This is a genomic window from Neisseria sp. HMSC070H10 (assembly GCF_001837635.1).
GTDB classification, from domain to species: domain Bacteria; phylum Pseudomonadota; class Gammaproteobacteria; order Burkholderiales; family Neisseriaceae; genus Neisseria; species Neisseria subflava_A.
On the sequence record NZ_KV833385.1, the window covers coordinates 123,581 to 142,875 of the forward strand.

General features: G+C 48.7%; 16 protein-coding genes. 11 read left to right on the top strand and 5 right to left on the bottom strand.

Annotated features, from left to right (window positions below):
- Positions 1–89 precede the first annotated feature (89 nt).
- Positions 90–1,529, top strand: coding sequence for a surface lipoprotein assembly modifier (locus HMPREF2606_RS09315; RefSeq protein ID WP_070843558.1), 1,440 nt, complete (start codon positions 90–92; stop codon positions 1,527–1,529).
- A 334-nt stretch (positions 1,530–1,863) separates the two neighbouring features.
- Positions 1,864–2,628 carry a DUF6236 family protein gene (locus HMPREF2606_RS09320; protein WP_283122362.1) on the top strand — a complete coding sequence of 255 codons (765 nt, stop codon included), beginning with the start codon at positions 1,864–1,866 and terminating at the stop codon, positions 2,626–2,628.
- A 140-nt stretch (positions 2,629–2,768) separates the two neighbouring features.
- Here the strand turns inward: HMPREF2606_RS09320 and HMPREF2606_RS09325 are convergent, their stop codons facing one another.
- Both HMPREF2606_RS09325 and HMPREF2606_RS09330 read right to left on the bottom strand, forming a co-directional pair.
- Positions 2,769–3,605, bottom strand: coding sequence for a PHP domain-containing protein (locus tag HMPREF2606_RS09325; protein ID WP_070843560.1), 837 nt, complete (start codon positions 3,603–3,605; stop codon positions 2,769–2,771).
- A gap of 60 nt (positions 3,606–3,665) precedes the next feature.
- Entirely contained in the window at positions 3,666–6,062 is a 2,397-nt protein-coding gene (locus tag HMPREF2606_RS09330; RefSeq protein ID WP_070843561.1) for a penicillin-binding protein 1A, read from the bottom strand.
- A gap of 153 nt (positions 6,063–6,215) precedes the next feature.
- Here HMPREF2606_RS09330 and pilM point away from each other — a divergent pair, with 153 nt between their 5' ends.
- The 7 genes from pilM to aroB all read left to right on the top strand — a co-directional run bounded on the left by pilM (position 6,216) and on the right by aroB (position 13,064).
- Entirely contained in the window at positions 6,216–7,307 is a 1,092-nt protein-coding gene (gene pilM / locus HMPREF2606_RS09335; RefSeq protein WP_039862505.1) for a type IV pilus assembly protein PilM, read from the top strand.
- A gap of 4 nt (positions 7,308–7,311) precedes the next feature.
- Positions 7,312–7,935, top strand: a complete 624-nt coding sequence (locus HMPREF2606_RS09340) for a PilN domain-containing protein (RefSeq protein WP_004520856.1) — start codon at positions 7,312–7,314, stop codon at positions 7,933–7,935.
- Positions 7,935–8,606 (top strand): type IV pilus inner membrane component PilO, encoded by a 672-nt coding sequence (gene pilO / locus HMPREF2606_RS09345; RefSeq protein ID WP_004520855.1) that lies wholly within the window; start codon positions 7,935–7,937, stop codon positions 8,604–8,606. The genes HMPREF2606_RS09340 and pilO overlap by 1 nt, the downstream gene beginning before the upstream one ends.
- A gap of 15 nt (positions 8,607–8,621) precedes the next feature.
- Positions 8,622–9,164 carry a pilus assembly protein PilP gene (locus tag HMPREF2606_RS09350; protein ID WP_004520854.1) on the top strand — a complete coding sequence of 181 codons (543 nt, stop codon included), beginning with the start codon at positions 8,622–8,624 and terminating at the stop codon, positions 9,162–9,164.
- A 20-nt stretch (positions 9,165–9,184) separates the two neighbouring features.
- Positions 9,185–11,317 carry a type IV pilus secretin PilQ gene (gene pilQ / locus HMPREF2606_RS09355; protein ID WP_070713654.1) on the top strand — a complete coding sequence of 711 codons (2,133 nt, stop codon included), beginning with the start codon at positions 9,185–9,187 and terminating at the stop codon, positions 11,315–11,317.
- A 132-nt stretch (positions 11,318–11,449) separates the two neighbouring features.
- Positions 11,450–11,962: a shikimate kinase gene (locus HMPREF2606_RS09360; RefSeq protein WP_070713651.1), complete on the top strand. Its 513-nt coding sequence runs from the start codon at positions 11,450–11,452 to the stop codon at positions 11,960–11,962.
- Between the two features lie 22 nt (positions 11,963–11,984).
- Positions 11,985–13,064, top strand: a complete 1,080-nt coding sequence (gene aroB, locus HMPREF2606_RS09365) for a 3-dehydroquinate synthase (RefSeq protein ID WP_070713647.1) — start codon at positions 11,985–11,987, stop codon at positions 13,062–13,064.
- A gap of 128 nt (positions 13,065–13,192) precedes the next feature.
- Here aroB and HMPREF2606_RS09370 read toward each other — a convergent pair whose 3' ends face one another.
- The 3 genes from HMPREF2606_RS09370 to HMPREF2606_RS09380 all read right to left on the bottom strand — a co-directional run bounded on the left by HMPREF2606_RS09370 (position 13,193) and on the right by HMPREF2606_RS09380 (position 15,925).
- Positions 13,193–14,506, bottom strand: a complete 1,314-nt coding sequence (locus tag HMPREF2606_RS09370) for a sensor histidine kinase (RefSeq protein ID WP_070713644.1) — start codon at positions 14,504–14,506, stop codon at positions 13,193–13,195.
- Positions 14,507–14,535: 29 nt separating this feature from the next.
- Complete coding sequence (locus HMPREF2606_RS09375; RefSeq protein WP_070713642.1) at positions 14,536–15,213, bottom strand: response regulator; 678 nt, start codon at positions 15,211–15,213, stop codon at positions 14,536–14,538.
- A gap of 145 nt (positions 15,214–15,358) precedes the next feature.
- Positions 15,359–15,925, bottom strand: a complete 567-nt coding sequence (locus HMPREF2606_RS09380; RefSeq protein ID WP_070633057.1) for an NADPH-dependent FMN reductase — start codon at positions 15,923–15,925, stop codon at positions 15,359–15,361.
- A 136-nt stretch (positions 15,926–16,061) separates the two neighbouring features.
- On the opposite strand from HMPREF2606_RS09380, the gene HMPREF2606_RS09385 reads away from it, so the two are divergent.
- Positions 16,062–17,489 (top strand): MFS transporter, encoded by a 1,428-nt coding sequence (locus HMPREF2606_RS09385; protein WP_070713893.1) that lies wholly within the window; start codon positions 16,062–16,064, stop codon positions 17,487–17,489.
- Positions 17,490–17,558: 69 nt separating this feature from the next.
- Complete coding sequence (gene dacB / locus HMPREF2606_RS09390; RefSeq protein ID WP_070713639.1) at positions 17,559–18,971, top strand: D-alanyl-D-alanine carboxypeptidase/D-alanyl-D-alanine endopeptidase; 1,413 nt, start codon at positions 17,559–17,561, stop codon at positions 18,969–18,971.
- Positions 18,972–19,295: the final 324 nt, after the last annotated feature.

A 19,295-nucleotide genomic window follows, 5' to 3' on the forward strand; every position in this document is an offset into this window, starting at 1 on the left:
AATAAAGCCTGCCATCCGCAGGCTTTTTTAAACACTTGCCTCCAAATTTCTCAAGGTCGTCTGAAACTTGCGACCGGAAAGCCGATCCCATGTACAAACCGTCTGCCTGCCTGATTCTGCTTCTTTCTGCTCCCGTCCTTGCCGCCCCGCGTTCTGATTTTTCAGACGACCGTACCGCGCAACGCTTGTGGCAGGATACCCGCCAAACCATGCAGGAGCAGGAACAAAAAGTGCGCGAATATCATCTCGATATTTCTGCTCAGCATACCGGGCAGACAGCCAAGAGCGACTCAGAAACCGACCAAGGCGAGGCACTGTTTAATGCCGTCAACCGCAGCGATTGGCAAACCGTTCGCCCTCTGCTGGAGCGTCATAGCCAGCAAAGCGAATACGATCCCGATATTGCTTCGTTTGCCCGTGCTTCTCTTGCACGAGGCGAAGGCAAGTGGAAAATAGCCAAACAAGAATACGAAACCCTGCTGCAACGCCACCCCGACTTCACACGCGGACGGCTTGATTACGCACGCCTGCTTTTTGAAGGCCGTCTGAACCGCGAAGCCTCTTCTGAATTTGCACGCCTTCAAAACGAAGACTTGCCCGAAGCCGTCAAAGAAAACATCACCCATTTCCAAGATGCTTTGAACCAACGTCAAAGCTGGAAGGGCAGCCTTTCCGTCGGTGCCGTCCACAACAGCAACATCAATGAAGGCAGCGGCAAAGTGTGGTGTAAAACCGAAATCGACGGCGAATGCTGGGAAGAATTTTCCGGCGACAAACCCATTTCCGCCAACGGCATCAAATACGAAGCCGCCGCCGTCCGCCGCTGGCAGATTAAAGGACACCACGGCATCGCCGCCCGCGCGCTCGGCTACGGCCGCTTCTACCGCGACCATAAAGACTTCAACGAACACACGCTCAACCTCAGCGCAGGCTACCAGTTTGAAAACCACCGCCACACCGTTGCCCTCGCCCCGCTCGTCGAATGGAACGGCAGCGGCGGCAAAACCTTCAACCGCGCCTATGGCGTGCGCAGCGAATGGAACCTCGACAAGGGCAGTTGGACGTGGAACACCGAAGCCGAGTGGAAACATCTTTCTTATGCAGACAAAACCCGTTTGCTCGACGGCAGCCTCCTCTCCGTTTACAACACCTTGTCTTATTTCCCTCGTAGCGACCTGATGCTCTACGGCGGCATAGACTGGCAACAACGCAAAACGAAAGACCCTGTGGACAGCTATCGCCAAATTTCCGCACGGCTGGGTGCGGCAAAAATGTTTGAAGCCGGTTTCGATGCTTCGATTTCTGCGACTTTCGGTATCCGCAGCCATAGGGAAGAGAATGCCGTCCTCGAACAACGCCGCAGCGACAAAGAACAAACCTACCGCCTCAGCATAGGCGCTGACCGCTGGAAATTTGCCGACCTTAAGCCCGTCCTCAGCTATAAACACCGCCGCGTCAACGGCAACACCGACTGGCTGTACAGCTACAAACAAAACGAAGTCGGTTTGTCGCTGGTGAGGTCGTTTTAACTTGCGGTAAAGAGAAATAAAAATGCACAGGCCGTCTGAAAGTATTTTTCAGACGGCCTGTGCATTTTTATTTCTGTTGTTATGATTTTACTTAGAGAAGGGAGTATATTATAGTTATACAGTATTTTTATGTTATTTTTATTTATTGCAAATATGGATTTTATATCTAAATATTCAAAATTTGTTACTCTTTGAGTTAAATATTGGAGATAAGAAGTGAAGAAGCGTGGAATTATTATGGCACCTCCTGTCGAGGTTAATGGTAATACGATCATTGGAGGTGGAGTTGATTTAGAACAGGAAATTAGAATGGCACTGTTTTTTTTGGGATAAAATCATTTTACCTAATAATAATATGTTCTATATGAGTTATTCCAATATAGATGATGTTAATTTACTTCAAAATGAAAAAATTCTAACAATTGAAGAAGTATGGTTAACAGGAAGTTATTCGGTAAATGAAGATTTCTTCTTGAATATTCAAGAAGAAATTTTTAATAATTATAATCATAAAGGTACAGAGTATCTCTGGAGTTTGCAACAATTACATAAAGATTTGTCTTTTAAAGCTTCTAAAAACATAAGGAAAACTCTTCAAAGGACGATTGAATTTGAACTATATAAAGCTATTCCTATTCCACAAAGATCTATACCTATTGAAGAAATTTTAAATTTCAAAGAAAAATATAATGATGAATTAATAATGTTGCGTTTATGCTTAAGTGCTATGTATGATGAAATAATTAGTTCTCCTGATCAAATATTTACTCAGAATACAAAGATGTTGCAACTAGAAAAAGCAATTTGTGATTTACATAAATCAATGGACTCACATAAGGTAATGAAAAACAAATGTCTGGTTAGTCATAAAATTGTATTAAGAGCAGATTTTTCAGATTTGGTTGGATCCATCTCGGCAGCTTATGGATTCTATGAAGGGATGAATAATCTTGGAGTATCTCAATATTTTTCTGCGTTTTTGGCGTCAGTGGGTGCCTTTATAAAAATAGGAATTAAAAGAAATGAAATAATTGAGGATATTCCTAATGAATTAAAAGATTATGCATATATTTCTAGAATAGAGAATGAGTTTGCCTAACACATTGCTTAAAAACGATACATGTCAGTTGAGGGAGTTTTATGAGGTATATTTGATTATTGAATTTACTTATGTAAATTGTGTAGATGCTGTGTCTCTGTTTATAGATAGATAAGCTATTTACAAAAATATGAAAAAATTCAGACGGCCTTAAAGCGTTTCCATACAGGACGGCATTGTTCGGGTAAGTCGGGACAGGCGCCGAGTATGCCGCCGCTGAAGTCATTGGGGCGGTGGAAGTCGCTGCCTACGCTGGCGAGAAAGTCGAAGCGGTCGGCAAGCAGGGCATAGTTGAGGCGGTCGTTTTTGCAGCAGTTGCCGCTGTGTACTTCAATCCCTGCTCCGCCGAGGTTTTTAAATTCTTGAAACAGGTTTCGTTTGGCGGTGGCGGATAATTCATAGCGCATCGGGTGGGCGATAATGGCCATGCCGCCCGCGCCTGTAATCGCGGCTACGCAGTCTTCCAGTGTGGCCCATTCATGTCTGACGGAACAGGATTTGCCGTCGCCCAGATATTTGGTAAATGCCTGCTGTTTGTTTTTAACATGGCCTTCGCAGATGAGGAATTCGGCAATGTGGGTGCGGCTGGCCATTTCTTTGTTGGCGGCCAATGCCAGCGCGCCTTCATACGCGCCTGTTATGCCTTTTTTCTCCAGCTTGGCCGCGATGGCTTCCAATCGTTTCAGACGGCCTTTGCGGACTTCTGCAAGCAGGTTTTGCAGGGCTTCGTTGTGTTCGTCAAAGTCCAAGCCGACAACGTGGATGGTGCGGCCGCGCCAAGTGACGGATATTTCCACGCCGTTGACGAAGGGGAGTCCGAGGGTATCGGCTTCGGCGCGTGCTTCGGCAAGTCCGCCGGTGTGGTCGTGGTCGGTTAGGGCGAGCAGGGTGCAACCGTTTTGACGGGCGAGTCGGACGACTTCGGTTGGGGAGAGCATGCCGTCTGAAACGGTCGAATGGCAGTGTAAATCAATCATGGTTTTGCTTTGAATTTTCTCAAAAAAGGCCGTCTGAACGTTTCAGACGGCCTTGATTTGTTAGAACAGAGAGTCCAGTTGTTGTTTGTTATTGTTGCCGGTATTGTTTGGCAGAACTGGGGTTTCGTCTAATTCTTCACGGGCTGGCGCATTGCCGCTCTCGGTGCGGCGGCGGTTTTCATTCGGAACCGCGCGACGGGCAGATTGAGCGGGATGAGGAGCAACGCCGCTGTTGTCCAAGGCCAGGTCGGAGCTGGTGGTCATGCGTTCGCGCATATACACTTCGCCACCGTTCGAAACCACGCCCTCAGGGGCTTTCATCGGTTTGACGCTGGTGCCTTTCAGGGCAAAGCGCATGTATTCTACCCATACCGGTACGGCGATTGTACCACCGTAACCTGCACGACCCATGCTGCGCGGTTTGTCAAAGCCGATATAGACGGCAGTCACAACGCTAGGATTGAAGCCGACAAACCATGCGTCTTTGTTGTCGTTGGTGGTACCGGTTTTACCGGCGATGTCGGCGCGGCCGAGTGCGGCTGCACCGCGTGCGGTACCGACACGGACAACGTCTTGCATGATTTTGTACATGATGTAGGCGTTGCGCGGGTCAATGGCCTGAGGTGCGTTCTCACCGGCTACCAAAGGTTGCATTTGCGCTCTCAGACGGCCTTGGCTGTCGTAGATTTTGTCGATGACGTGGGCAGATACTTTGTAACCGCCGTTGGCAAAGACGCTGTAACCTTCTGCAATACGCAACGGTGTGGTTTCGCCTGTACCCAAAGCCATAGACAGGCTAGCAGGGATTTCAGACGGCTTGAAGCCGAAGCGTTGGATGTATTGTTGCGCGTAGCCGATGCCGATAGACATCAGGATGCGGATGGACACCATGTTTTTCGAAGCGGTCAAAGCCTGGCGCAGCGTGATGTAACCGGAATAGCGGCCGTCTGAATTTTTCGGGTTCCACACTTTGCCGTTTGCACCTTTGCCCGGCAGGGAAATCGGCGCATCGTTAATCATGGTGGAGGCAGTCATGCCTTTTGCCAAAGCGGCGGAATAAACAAACGGTTTAAACGTAGAGCCGGGTTGGCGCATGGCTTGAGTTGCGCGGTTGAAGGTTTTGCTGTGGTAGTCGTAGCCGCCGACCAATGCGCGGACTGCACCGGTTTTCGCATCTAAAGACACCAATGCGCCTTGCAGCAAAGGCTCTTGAACGACGGTAAAGGTATCGCCGCTGCCTTTAACGCGGATGACGGAGCCGCGGCGGATGCGGTCTTCGCCCATTTTTTCGTTGTTGACGGCACGGGCGGCAAAGCCTAAAGCGTGGCTGTTCAGCGTCACTTTACGTCCGCTTGGCAACTGAATCTGTACACCTTTACGGGAGGCTTCCAATACAACTGCAGGAATCATCTTATCGACGGTGTAAAGTGTAGAAAGATATTGGCTGACGGTTTCTTCTACGTTGTCGCTTTTGCTCAGGTCGATGTAGTTTTCTGCACCACGGTAGCTGCTGCCACGGTCGAAGTTGCGCAGAACTTTACGCAGGGCTTCGGTAGCGACGCGTTGGTGTGCGGTATCGACTGTGGTATATACCTTGAAACCTTGAGTGTAGGCATCTTCACCGTATTTTTCAAACAGCTCCTGACGTACCATTTCGGCAACGTACAGGGCGCTTTGATCGATGTTTTGTACAAAACGCTCGTAATGCAACTCTTCTTTCAAAGCCTGATCGCGTTGCTGCAGGGTAATCATGCCTTCTTCCAGCATATTGTTCAGAATATAAGCCTGACGCAGTTTGGCACGCTCAGGGTTCACAATCGGGTTGTAGGCAGAAGGTGCTTTAGGCAAGCCGGCCAACATGGCGGCTTCGGCCAATGTTAATTCGTTAACATTTTTGTTGAAATAAATTTGGGCGGCGGAGGCAAAACCATAAGCACGTTGACCCAAATAGATTTGGTTGAAGTACAGCTCCAAAATCTTATCTTTGCTCAAAGACTGCTCGATTTTGTAGGCCAACAGGGCTTCGTTGAATTTACGGGTGAACGAACGCTCGCTGCTCAGGTAGAAGTTTTTGGCAACCTGCTGCGTAATCGTACTGGCACCGGATTGAACGCCGCCGGCCATGACGTTGCCGATTGCGGCACGCGCCACACCCCAAACGTCCACGCCCCAGTGGTCGTAGAAGCGTTTGTCTTCGGCGGCAATCACGGCATTTTTCAAAATTTTCGGGAAGTCGCCGATTTTGGTAAATTCACGCCGTTGTTCGCCGTAAACGCCAATGACTTGGCCGTCTGAAGAATAAATCGTCAGCGGCATTTTTGGTTTGTAGTGTTGTAAAGAGTCCAAAGACGGCAGTTTTGGATAGGTTACCAAAATTGCAATTGCAATCAGACCTACACCAAAAAGAGCCAGTCCTAATAAGAGACCCATGCAGGTCGTTATAATCTTTTTAATCATGACTAGGTAATAATTTTGCCATTAATGGCGATAAATAAAGTAAAATGGGAAACGATTTCTATCAGCCACAGTCAATACTGTGTAAAGAATAAGAAGTCCTTTACGGATAACGAAACAGTTACTCACTCCTAAATGATACAGGGAAGTCAAATCATGCGCTTATTTAAAAGCACGAAAGATACCAAAACAGGCAAGGCTTCTAGCGGATTGAACAACCGCTCTGCCATCGGCGTCGACATCAGTCAACATGCCATTAAGATGGTACAACTGACAGGCCGTAGTTTAAACCAAATTCAGCTGGAAAAATACGTTATTACCAAATTGCCTAAAAATATTGTCAAAGGCAACAAAATTCAAGACTACGATCAGCTTGCTACTTACATCCAGCATACTTACACACAATTACGCAGTTCTTGCAAAAATATTGTTGCTGCCGTGCCACAAAATTTGGCAACAGTCGAGCAAATTATTTACAACCCGCGTGATACCGATTTGGACTTGGAAGAGTTTATCGAGGCGGAAGTCGGCCAATTTGCGCCTATTGAAGAAATGAACTACGACTTTCAAGCTGAAGAAGTCGGTTCGGGTCAGCATGTTTTAGCTGTTGCCGCCAAAAAAGACGATGTCGAGCCGCGCATTGAAATGTTTGAAAATGCCGGCCTGCCTTTGTCCGCTTTGGATTTGGACTTGCTGGCGCAACGCAATGCCTTCGTCTATTGGATGAATACGCATGCTCCCGAAATGGCAGAGGAAAAAGTTGCCGTGTTCGGCATTCATGCGACTCAAATGTATGCCCTGATTCTGCAAAACGGCCGTATTCTTTACAAACAAGAAACGCCGGTCAGTACTGAGCAGCTTAATCAGCTGATTCAGCGTACTTATCAGGTAACGGAAGAAAAAGCCGCACAAATGATGGCTTCTCAAAACAAGCCTTCCGACTATCAGTCTCAGATTGCCGACCGTTTTAATGTACAGGTTGCGCAAGAAGTTCAGCGTGTTCTGCAATTTTACTATACCACGCAGGCCACTGATTCTTTTCATAATATCAAACACATTCTGTTGACCGGCTTTACTGCGCAGCAGGCAGGTTTGGCAGAAAGCATTTTCTCGCAAACCAATACGCCAACAGAATATCTGCATCCGATTTCATATGTGGAACGCAGTGCAAAAGTAGAATTGCCGCAGTTTCAAATTGATGCGCCGTCACTGACTTTGGCGTTCGGATTGGCATTAAGGGGACTTTGAGAACATGATCGAATTAACCAGAATCAACCTTCTCCCATATCGGGAAGAGATTAAACAGCGCAAGCAGCAGCAATTCAAAGTATTGATGCTTGGTGCTTTTGCAGTGGGTTTGGGCTTGGCGGCCGCTACCTATCTTGGTATTGACAGCGCCATCAGCAATCAAGAAGGCCGCAACAACTTCCTGCAAACCGAAATCGACAGACTTGATAGAGAATTGGGCGAAATCGATAAACTTCAGCAAGAAAAAGAAGCCTTCTTGGCCAAAAAACTGAAAGTTGAAGAGTTACAGGAAAAACGCTATCAAGCGGCCTATATCCTTGATTCTTTGAATGCGCTTACGCCCGATAATACTTATTTGACTGCGTTGGAAGCAGAAAGTGCGACCAGCTATAAAATCAGCGGCCATGCCATCAGCGACAATAAAATCGCCGTTATGATGCGCTCCCTGCCAAGTACAGGTATTTTCTTGCAGCCTGAATTATTGAGTATTAAAAAAGTAGATAACTACCAAGAATTTACTTTGAAATCTTCAATCAACCAAGTGAATACGCAGGCTCCTGCACCAACTGCCCAAAGTAGCGGTGAAATGGCCGAACCTGTGGCCGAACCTGCTCCGGAGGCTCAATAATGGCATCTAAAAACCTGAAACAATTGGACGTACAAAACCTGTACCTGCTCAATATGCCTTCAAAACTTTTGCTGGCAGGTTTATTGATTGTCGGTATGTTGGCTTTGGGCTATGTCGGCGTATTTAAAGATCAGATTGAAACCTTGAATACGCAGGAAGCTAAAGAGGAAGAGCTGAAGGAAACCTTTACGCGTAAAAGCATTCAGGCGGCAAGCTTGAACAATCTAAAGGCTGAATTGGCTTCAATCCGTTCTGCATTTGATGTTTTGTTGAAACAACTGCCGACCGACGCGGAAATTCCGAACCTGATTCAAGAGCTGCATCAGGCAGGTTCAACCAACGGACTGCGTTTGGACAGCGTTGCGCCTCTCCAACCTGAAAACGATGGTCCGATTCAAAAACTGCCGTATCAGATTTCCATTACAGGCAAATATTCACAGATCAGCCAATTTACCCGTGATGTAGGCGATTTGTCGCGCATTATTACGTTAGATTCTTTAAAACTCGTGAACGCAGGCGAGGACAAAGAAGGTAAAGGCAATAAAGGCGAGTTGACACTGAGCGCGATTGCGACGACTTACAAAGCCCGTCCGGCCGAAGAGATTGCTGCCGAATTGGCTGCGCAACAGGCACAAGAAGAAGGCAAACCTGCCGAGAATGAGCAAAAATAAAAGAATAGGGAAATCATGAAAAAAATCATCTTACTCTTAAGTCTTCTTCCCTTGGCAGCCTGTACGCAAAGCTATGAAGATTTGACTCAATGGATGACGCAAACCCGTCAGGAAGCAAAATCTAAGATTATTCCGTTTGAAGAGCCGACGGTTATATTGCCTAAGCCGTATAGCCCTCCGAATTTTAAAGGCTTAAATGCGTTTGATTCACGCCGTTTGGACACTGCCCCTAAAGGCGGCAATGCGCCGGATGTAAACCGTCCGAAAGAAACATTGGAAGCCTTCAGTTTGGAGAATATGGCCTTTGTCGGAACGCTGCAAAGCGGCGGTAAAGTTTCCGGATTTATCAAGGTCAACGACCATGTTTATACCGTTTATCCCGGAAACTACATCGGTCAGAATTACGGCAGAATCCAAAGTATTACCGAAGACAAAATTATCTTGACCGAGCAAGTTGAAGACAGCTACGGCAACTGGGTGTACCGGAAGGCCGAATTGCCATTGAGCAGTAAAGAGGCGGATTCTTCCAATAGCTCCGATAGTTCGAATTCAAATTAATTTAGGGGTCTCACTCGATTATGAAAACCAAGCACATGACAAAATTATTTGCCGGCTTCAGCGTTGCCCTCGCTGTTCAGACGGCCTTTGCAGGCAATATTACCGATATCAACGTTTCCACTTTGCCTGACAACCAAAAAATCATCAAAATCCGTTTCGACAAAGACGTCACTACACCTCATGGTTTTGTAACATCTACTCCGGCACGTATTGCATTGGATTTTGCCAACACCAATATCCGTTTACCTCAGCCTGTTTTGGAATATGCCGACCCATTGCTGCATCAAATTACTGCGGCACAAAACAATGACCGCGCACGCGTGGTTTTGGGTTTGAACAAAATCAGCCAATACAATACTGAGATTCGCGGCAACGAAGTTTGGGTATTCGTAAACGAATCTACTGACCAAACCAATGCAGCCGTTGCAAATGAACGTGCGGCTACGCCGTCTACCGCGCGCGCTACTCAGGCTTATCAAGCCGTTTCGGCCGCCAATATCGATTTCCGCAAAGGCGCACGCAATTCCGGCATTATTGAATTGTCCGCCCCGGGTTTCAGCGGACAGCCGGACATTAAACAGCAGCGCGACCGCGTGGTTGTAACCTTGAAAAACCATACGCTGCCGACACAAGCGCAACGCAGTTTGGATGTGGCTGACTTCAATACGCCTGTACAAAACGTTACGCTCAAACGTATCGGCAATTCTACCCAGCTCATTATCCGCAACAATAATGCGAATTGGGACATCAATACCAAAGCTTCTTCCGGCCGTTTTGTATTTGAAGTATCGCCTAAAGCCGCCAATACCGAATCCAGCGGCTTGAACCAAAATGCGAATAAATCGTTTAAAGGCCGTAAAATTTCCTTGGACTTCCAAGATGTAGAGGTCCGTACCATTTTGCAGATTTTAGCGAAAGAGTCCGGCGTGAATATTGTTGCCAGCGATACCGTCAAAGGCACCATGACCCTGTCCCTGAAAGATGTACCTTGGGATCAGGCTTTGGATTTGGTCATGCAGGCGCGCAATTTGGATATGCGCCGTCAAGGCAACATCATCAATATCGCACCTCGCGATGAATTGTTGGCAAAAGACAAAGCCTTCTTGCAGGCTGAAAAAGAGATTGCCGAATTGGGTCCGCTGTATTCTCAAACCTTCCAGTTGAAATACAAAAACGTGGAAGAATTCCGCAAAATTCTGCGTTTGGAAGAATACGACAGCAATAATTCCAATACCCGCAACACTCTGTTGAGCAACCGAGGCAGCGCCTTAATCGATCCGGCTACCAATACGCTGATCGTGACCGATAACCGCGGCGTGATTGAGAAATTCCGCAAACTGATCGATGAATTGGACGTTCCAACCCGTCAAGTGATGGTGGAAGCGCGTATTGTGGAAGCAGAAGATACCTTCTTCCGAAACTTGGGCGTTAAATTCGGTTCCGGTGGTGCAAGTGGCCGTAACGCATGGGGCAGCAACTGGAGCAATGCACAAACCAACTACAATACCAATGCCTCGTTTAACCGTGGTGATGTCCGCTATCCTACTTGGTCTTTGGATCCGAACGTCAGCCTGCCGACCGCAGCCGCAGTCAACAGCATTGCGCTGGTGCGGGCGTTCTCGTCCGGTGCATTGGGCTTGGAAATCAGCGCGTCTGAAGAACAAGGTAAGAGCAAAACCATTTCCAATCCGCGTGTGCTGACACAAGACCGCAAAGAAGCCAAAATTGAATCCGGTACGGAAATTCCTTACCAAGAGGCTTCTTCCAGCGGTGCGACTTCGATTACCTTCAAGAAAGCCGTTTTGGGCTTGACCGTAACGCCGAACATTACGCCTGACGGTCAAATCATCATGACTGTGAAGATTAATCGCGATACCCCGATCGACTGTACCGTGGATTCTCTGACAACCAAGTGTATCAACACCAAACACTTGAATACCCAAGCCATGGTTGAAGATGGCGGTACGCTGATTGTCGGCGGTATTTACGAAGAAGAAAGCACCAATGCAGTGAACAAAGTCCCTGTTTTGGGCGATATTCCTGTTGTCGGCAATCTGTTCAAATCACGCGGCAAGCGTGAAAATCGCCGTGAGCTGTTGATTTTCATCACGCCGCGCATCATGGATAATGTGGGTAACAATCTGCGTTACTGATTTTTAAAATGACAAACAGGCATATCTGCAAAGGTATGCCTGTTTTGGTTTTCAGACGGCCTGAGATGAAAAGGCCGTCTGAAAAACGACGAACTTTTCCACGAAACCACCATATCGTATAAAATGACCCACATGGAAAAAATCAACGGCAATTTAATTTTAATCGGGCTGATGGGCGCGGGCAAAACCACTTTGGGCAAGCAGCTTGCCCAAATGTTTGAATGCCCGTTTTACGACAGCGACTACGAAATCTGCACTTCTTCGGGCGTATCCATTCCGACCATTTTTGAGATGGAAGGGGAGGAAGGCTTCCGCAACCGCGAAACCAATATGCTGAAGAAGCTCGCTTCCCGGCGCAACATCGTTTTATCGACCGGGGGCGGCTCCGTATTACGCAGTGAAAACAGGCAGATTTTGCGCCAAAACGGCACGGTTGTTTATCTGCATGCCAGTCCTGAAACCTTGCTGGAGCGTACCCGTTACGACAGCAACCGGCCGCTGTTGCAAGTTGCCGACCCTTTGGTCAAACTGCAAGAGCTGTATGACCAACGCGATACGCTGTACCGTCAAACCGCCCATCTCGTCATCGAATCCGACAGCTGTCACAAAACGCTCAAACGCCTGATACAGGCTTTAGGCGAATAAATACGCTTTGCACAGGAATACTATGCGCACACTGACTGTCCCAACCCCGTCCCATCAATACCCCATCTTTATCGGGCATAAACTGATTGAGCAGGCCGATACGCTGCTTCAGCCCTATTTGGGCAAAAAAGCAGCCATTATTACCAACGAAACCGTTGCGCCGCTTTATCTCAAACAGCTTCAGACGGCCTTAGACAGACTGGGCGTGCCGCATTTCAGCATCATCCTTCCCGACGGCGAAGAATATAAAAACTGGCAGACGCTCAACCTGATTTACGATGGCTTGATGCAAAACCGTGCCGAGCGCAAAACCACTTTAATCGCTTTGGGCGGCGGCGTGATAGGCGATATGGTCGGCTTTGCCGCGGCGACTTATCAGCGCGGCGCACCTTTTATCCAAGTGCCGACCACCTTGCTCAGCCAGGTCGATTCCTCAGTCGGCGGTAAAACCGCCATCAACCATCCGCTCGGTAAAAACATGATTGGCGCGTTCTACCAGCCACAAGCCGTACTGGCCGATTTGACTGCCTTGCAAACGCTGCCGCAGCGCGAACTTTCTGCAGGTATGGCCGAAGTCATTAAATACGGCGCATTGGGCGATGCCGAATTTTTTGCTTGGTTGGAAGAAAATATGGCCGACCTGATGGCGCAACACCAAGAAAAAATGGCAGAAGCCGTTTACCATTGCTGCAAAATGAAGGCCGATATTGTTGCCCAAGACGAAACCGAGCAGGGCATCCGCGCATGGCTTAATCTCGGTCACACTTTCGGCCATGCCATCGAAGCCGAAATGGGCTACGGCGTATGGCTGCACGGCGAAGCCGTTGCCGCCGGTTGCGTCCTCGCTTCCCGTTTGTCGCAAATTTTGGGCAAAACCCAACAGGCCGATACCGGCCGCATTGCCGCTTTAATGGAAGCCGCCTCCCTCCCGTCTGCGCCGCCTGTTTTCTCATTTGAAAAATGGATTGAACACATGAGCCACGACAAAAAAGTCAGCAGCGGCATCATGCGTTTTGTCGGTTTGGAATACTTGGGCAAAGCCAATATTACTGAAATTACCGATATGGAAATCCTCCGCCAAACCTTGCAGCCGTATTTGTGAGGAATGAATGAGGTTTGCTTTAAAATATAAAAAGGCCGTCTGAAAGTCATTTTCAGACGGCCTTTGGTTTTAAAGCGTTTTGATTCATCGGCTTAAAGCTAGATAAACCATTTGAGCGGGTCAATTATTTAAAGCGTCTTTTTATCCAACTCGGCAATAATCAACAAGCCGCTGTCAAAGCGTCGGCTGTCGGCCAGTTTCAGACGGCCTTGATGGCGTTTGACAATGGTGTCTGCAATGGACAGGCCCAAGCCGGTGCCTTGTTGTTCGGTGCCGAGAATACGGTAGAAGGGGTCGATAACGCGTTGGCGTTCGCTTGGGGGAATGCCGGGGCCGTCGTCTTCCACCCAGATGTTGAGGTATTCGGCGGTTTCGTCAAAGCCCAAATCGATGCGGCCGCCTTTTGGGGTATAGCGGATGGCGTTATCGGTAAAGGTTTTGATAAGGGTGTAGATTTCAGTGTCGTCGGCGTGGATTTGGCAGTCGTTTTCAACGGCGACGCCGATGTCTTGACCTTTGGCCAACGCCAGCGGCATGAGTTCCTGCAAGACGCGGCGGAACTGGTTTTGCAGGCTGATCAGGGTTTTGGGGCGTTGGGTTTCGGGTGCTTGGGCGCGTGCGAGGGAAAGGAGTTGCTCAAGCAGGTGGCGGTTGCGCTGTATGCTTTGTTGCAACAGGGCGGACTGCTCGCGCGCTTCGGCGGACAGCTGCATATTGTTGAGCCGTTCTGCCTGAAGGGAAAGGGCAGTCATGGGGCTGCGCAATTCGTGTGCGGCATCGGCGATAAAGCGTTGCTGTTGGCGGACGTTTTCGTCGGTACGCTGCAACAGGTTGTTGATAGCGACGACAAAGCCTTGGATTTCGCTGGGAATGTCTTGCGTGTCCATCGGCGAGAGGTCGTTGATTTGGCGCTGTTCTAAATCGTTGGACAGGGTTTTGACGGAACGCATGGCGCGGTGGGTAATCCAGACGGTGAGCAGGATAATCAGGGGTAGGGCGAGGAGCATGGGGAGGATGCTCTGCACGGCGGCCATTTCGGCCAGCTCTTCACGGTAGTCGCTTTCCTGCATGACGGCGATGCGGCCTTGCTTGGTATTACGGGTATAAACGCGGTAGTAATCGTCGTCGTCATCGGCCTGAATGGTGTGCAGGCCGTCTGAAATCTGCTCAGGCAGGCTGACAATGGGGTTGGGCGTATTGGGAAATTGAACGGAAATCTTGTTGTCGTTGTCGAGCGAGTGATTCTCGTCATCGGCATCGCTCGGGTCGAGATAGTTCGCAACTTGGCGCAACAGGTCGTCTTGAACCTCTTGGGTCTCGTGATAAGTATCGTAATATGAAAATATGCCTGCAAGAATGGAGAGGGGCAGGAGCATGCAGATCAGGGTGAGGCTGATCTTAACTTGTAGGGATTGTTTGATGGTGTGGATAAGGCGTTGCATGGTTTGTGTGTTGGTGTTGTTTTGGTTTTTCAGACGGCCTGGTTGTTTTGTGCAACCAGCCAGCCGACCCCGCGGACGTTTTGAATTGCTTCTTTGCCGAGTTTTTTGCGTAAGGCGTGAATCAGGAAGTCAACGGCGTTGCTTTCGACTTCTTCACCCCAGCCGTAGATTTTATCTTCCAAATCGCTGCGCGACAGAATCATGCCCGGACGCAGTAGCAGGGCTTGGAGGACGGCAAATTCTTTGTTGCTGAGCATGATGGCCTGTTCCTGCCCGACCACTTCCGCCTGATGGGTGGAAGGGTTGAGCGTGATGATGCCGTTGCTCAGTAGCGTTTGCGCCTGTCCGCCGTGTCGGCGCAATACGGCGCGCATACGGGCTTGCAGTTCTGCCATGTCGAAGGGTTTGACGATGTAGTCGTCTGCGCCGCCGTCTAGGCCGTTGAGGCGGCTGTGCAAATCGTCGCGTGCGGTCACGATTAAGACGGGAACGGTACAGCCGCCGTTGCGGATTTGCGCCAATACGTCCAAACCGTCTTTGCCGGGCAAACCCAAATCCAAGAGTAGCAAATCGTATGCCTGCGCCGCCACTGCTGAGGCAACTTCCGAACCGAGGCTGACCCAATCGACAGCGTAGCCGGTGTCTTTCAGGTTGGCACTGACGGCTTGGGCAATCATGGCATCGTCTTCAACCAATAATACGCGCATGGAAGTTCTCCGGAGGATGGGTGGACAGTGATTATAACCGCACTCAATTAGTAAAAATTTAGGAAGGGTTGAAAAACTGATTTTTTGCAAAAGATGAGGCCGTCTGAAATTCGTTTTTCAGACGGCCTGTATGCTTCAATCGCGATTATTTAGGGTTTTTCTCAATCAAGGCAACCAATTGGTCGATATAGCCTTGAACAAAGCCGCGCGCGGATTCGATGAGCTGGCCGTTGTCGTCAAACAGGGTAGGCGAGTTGCCGAGGAACACTTCCGGCTGGCCGGTCAGCGGCATATCGAAATATGAAAGGGCAAGGCGCAGATTTTTTTGCGCGCTATAACCGCCCATTTTGCCGACTGAATGGCTGATGATGCCGGCAGGTGTTTTTTTCCAGGCAACATCGGCATTGGGTTTGGAACCGATGTCGATGGCGTTTTTCAGGCAGGCCGGTACGGTACGGTTGTTTTCGGAAGTCACGAACAATACGCCGGCAGAGGCTTTGATGGTTTCACGGAACTCGGTATAGCTGGATGGAGTGGGGAAGTCGGTAACGGCAGGATCGTCGTAGTCGAAGTTGTATAAAGGCAAATGGCCGATTTCGACGATTTGCGCTTCGTAGCCTTCGGGGAACATGGAAATGACGTTTTGTGCGACTTTTCGTGCGAACGAGCCTTTACGCAGACTGCCGACCAAGATGCTGACTTTCTTTGACATGTTTTTCTCCTGTTTAATAATAAAAATGAAAACAATTCTAAATTTTAGTGTTATCTGGGGAAGCGGTCAAGGTTTCAGACGGCCTGTCAAAATGGTTTATGCTAAAATAACGGTTTCGCTGATATTTCAAATTATTATGCACGCTTCTGATTCGCAAGAGGACGCAACGGCACACGAATACTATGCCGACAATCCCGACTTTCCAGCTAAAACCATTGTCGCCACCTTATTCATCGGCGCATTTTTCGGCTATCTCAACGACACGCTGCTGAATGTCGCGCTTACGCCGATTATGAAAGATTTTGGTGTCGATAAGACCACGGTTCAATGGCTGACAACGGGCTTTTTGCTGGTCATGGGGGCATTTACGCCGATTACGGCCGGCGTGATTCAATGGTTTGAAACGCGCAAAATGGTGCTGTTTACGCAGGCAACGTTTTTAGCAGGATCGCTGATTTGCGCGTTTGCACCTACTTTCGGAATTTTGGTTGTGGGGCGTATGGTGCAGGCGGTGTCTGCCGCGTTTTTTGTCCCGCTTCTGTTTAACGGCGTATTGTCGATTTTCCCGCCCAATAAGCGCGGAACGGCGATGGGTGTGATTACCATGATGTTTACCGCCGCGCCTGCAATGGGGCCGACGCTGTCGGGCATCATCATCGACCATACGCATTGGCGCGTGCTGTTCGGTTTTACCGCGCCGTTTATGTTGGCGGCGATGGTGCTGGTGGGTAAATATTTGACGGTCAATTTAAGCAACATCAGCCGTCCGAAAATCGATATGTTGTCGGCTGTGCTGTCGATTGCGGGTTTCGGCGGGTTGGTTTATGCGAGCAGTAATTTTGCCCATATGCCGCTGCTGGAATTTATCCTGCTCTTTGCCGCTTCCGTTGTGCTGGTGGATTGGTTTGCGCACCGTCAGTTCCGTTTGACTACGCCGTTGTTGAACCTTCGTGCGTTTGAATACAAACAGTTCAGATATTGCGTTGTGATTTTGGCTGGTGCGATATTCCTGTTCTTGGGCTTGGAACTGATGGTGCCGATGTACACGCAGCAAGTGTTGATGCTGACCGGTACGGCAACCGGTCTGATTTTGATGCCTGCCAGTATTGCCCAGGCGGTTGCCGCGCCTTTGTTCGGTAAATTGTTGGACAAAAAGGGCGGCCGCTTCGTCGTCTTGCCGGCAACAGTGATGCTGGTGGTGTCACTGGCGGTATTGTGGCTGTTTTTACGGATTGATACGCAAGTGATGATGCTGACGGCGATGTTTACGCTGTTGGCGCTTTCCGTGTCTGCTTGCGTAACCGGCGAAACCCATGGTCTGAACGCGTTGCCGAAAACGCTCAATCCGCACGGTGCGGCGATTCTGACCACCATCAACCCGATTGCCGGTGCCATCGGCGCGGCGTTTTTTGTTGGTGCGACCAATATCGGCGAGAAACTTTCCAGCGCAGATATGCCGCAACAGGCAATGCTGGACGGTATCCATTTGGCGATGGGTTGCGCTTTGGTTGTCGGTGTTGTGGTTGTTATGTTTGCTTTGCGTTTGAAAGCGCATCAGAAATAAATAAAAGGCCGTCTGAACCGTTCAGACGGCCTAAGTACCTCGTAAGAATTATAAGATTTTTGTAACACAATGAAATTGAAAAGTATTTTATCAATCGGCCTGATGATGGCTGTTTGTCCGTCATGGGCTTTGGATTTCGGGCGTATTCCTGAAAATGAAATTTCCGTTTATGTGCAGGAACTGGACAGCGGCAAAGTGATTGCCGAGCACCGTGCCGATGAATTGCGCAATCCTGCTTCGACCATGAAGCTGGTAACGGCGTTTACCGCGTTTCATATGTTGGGCGGCGATTATCGTTGGAAAACCGAGTTTAAAACCAACGGCTCAATCAAAGGCGATACGTTGAAAGGCAATGTGTATTGGGTGGGGAGTGGCGATCCTGTGTTTGACCAGCATGATTTGGTGCAAATGCAGCAACAGATGCGCGATAAGGGCATACGCCATATTGACGGACATCTGATACTCGACCGTAGTCTGTGGGGCGATGTGAAGAATCCGGATGATTTTGCTTCCGATTCTGCCGAAAGCTTTATGACGCCGCCCGATCCCAATATGTTGGCGTATAAAACCGTTGAACTCCGTGCTGAAAAAGAAGAAGACGGAAGCTTGGTCATCCGTACCAATCCGCCGCTGCCGAATCTGAATATTCAAAACAAATTGACGCTTGAGAATAAAGAAGGGAAGTGCAGTGTTTTAAAAAACCACATGAAGACTTCCTATAAAAACAATACGCTGACCGTATCGGGCAAGCTGCCGGAAAGCTGCTTGGGTCAAGAGCTGTATCTGAATATGTACAGCATGAAAGAATATATCGGCAAAAGTTTTGTGAACCAATGGCGTCAACAAGACGGCACGGTTTCAGACGGCCTGACGACAGGTGTCGCTCCTCATGATGCGCATGTGTTGGCAAGCCATCTCTCCAAACCGCTTACCGATATTCTCACCGATATGAACAAGCATTCCAATAATCTGATTGCCCGTTCGGTTTTCCTTAAATTTGCCGGAAACATGTCTGATTACAAGCTGGCGCAGACTAAGGCCGCCTCTATCGTAAAAAGCGAGTTGGCGGTTGCCGGTATCAATACGGAAGGATTGGTGTTGGAAAACGGCTCAGGCCTGTCCCGCGTAGAACGGCTCAATGCGCGAATGATGGCGCAAATGTTGGAAAAAGCCTACTTCAGCCCGTTTAAAAACGAGTTTATCAGTACGCTGCCGATTGCCGGTAAAGACGGTACGCTTAAAACACGCTTGAAACAGCCCGGTGAAAACCTGCGCCTCAAAACCGGTACGCTTAAAGATGTCCGCGCACTGGCTGGGTATTGGTTGGGCGAAAAGCCGTTGCTGGTTGTCGTCATTATCAACAGCCAAAAATCAACCGATTATTTACGCGACTTGGATAAGCTGGTGTCTAAAATTGTTCAGCCCGGTGGCGAACATTGGATTGATGCTAAGGCTTCCTGCATGATTAGGTATCAGGCTTGATAAGCTAAAAAAGGCCGTCTGAAAATGTATTGACGTTTTCAGACGGCCTTTGTGTAAGAAGGGGAGGCAAGTATTTATGTCTATTTTGGAAGATGATTTAGGGGTTTTGATGAATAAGCGTTTGGTGTGAATCCGCTTGAGATGGATGGTCTTTCAGGATTTAAACCATATGTCTACTTTATTGTGTTGTCCTGTTTATACTATTTAAATAGCTGGATTTTTTATAAAAAGGCATAGGATACAGACGAAAAAAATACCGGTAAAAACCGGTATTTTTTATTTTTAACTTGATGGCGCGGCGGACGGGGCTCGAACCCGCGACCC